Consider the following 375-nt stretch of genomic DNA (forward strand, 5'->3'; position numbering starts at 1 on the left):
GTCGATCGTGGGGTATGCGGTCATGAGCCACGAGGCGATTCGCCAACTGGTGCTGGAGGCCCCTGTCTCGCTGCACCGCCCTGTTTCCCAACGGCACGGCCGGGTGCTGTTTGTGGAGGCGGATGGACTGTTTATTTCCCGCCAGGGGAAAGGGAAACGGGCGAAAGAAGAGAAAATCCTGGCGATTCACGAGGGATGGAAACGAAACGGTTCGCAGCTCGAGCTCGTGAACCGGCGCCACTACCTCCATGAAGGGGAGGGAGACGTGTGGGAACGGTTTGAAGAGTGGCTGATGAACGAATATGCCTATGATCCGTGCCGGGACCTTTTGATCATCAACGGCGACGCGGCGTCGTGGATCACGGCCTGCCGGGA

At 60.0% G+C, this 375-nt stretch carries 1 protein-coding gene; it reads left to right on the forward strand.

What is annotated here, in order from left to right:
• Positions 1–375 (forward strand): UPF0236 family transposase-like protein (locus ABS784_RS17005; RefSeq protein ID WP_352513375.1); only part of this gene is annotated, 375 nt, incomplete at both ends.

The organism is Geobacillus sp. G4 (assembly GCF_040327975.1).
GTDB lineage: Bacteria > Bacillota > Bacilli > Bacillales > Anoxybacillaceae > Geobacillus > Geobacillus thermoleovorans.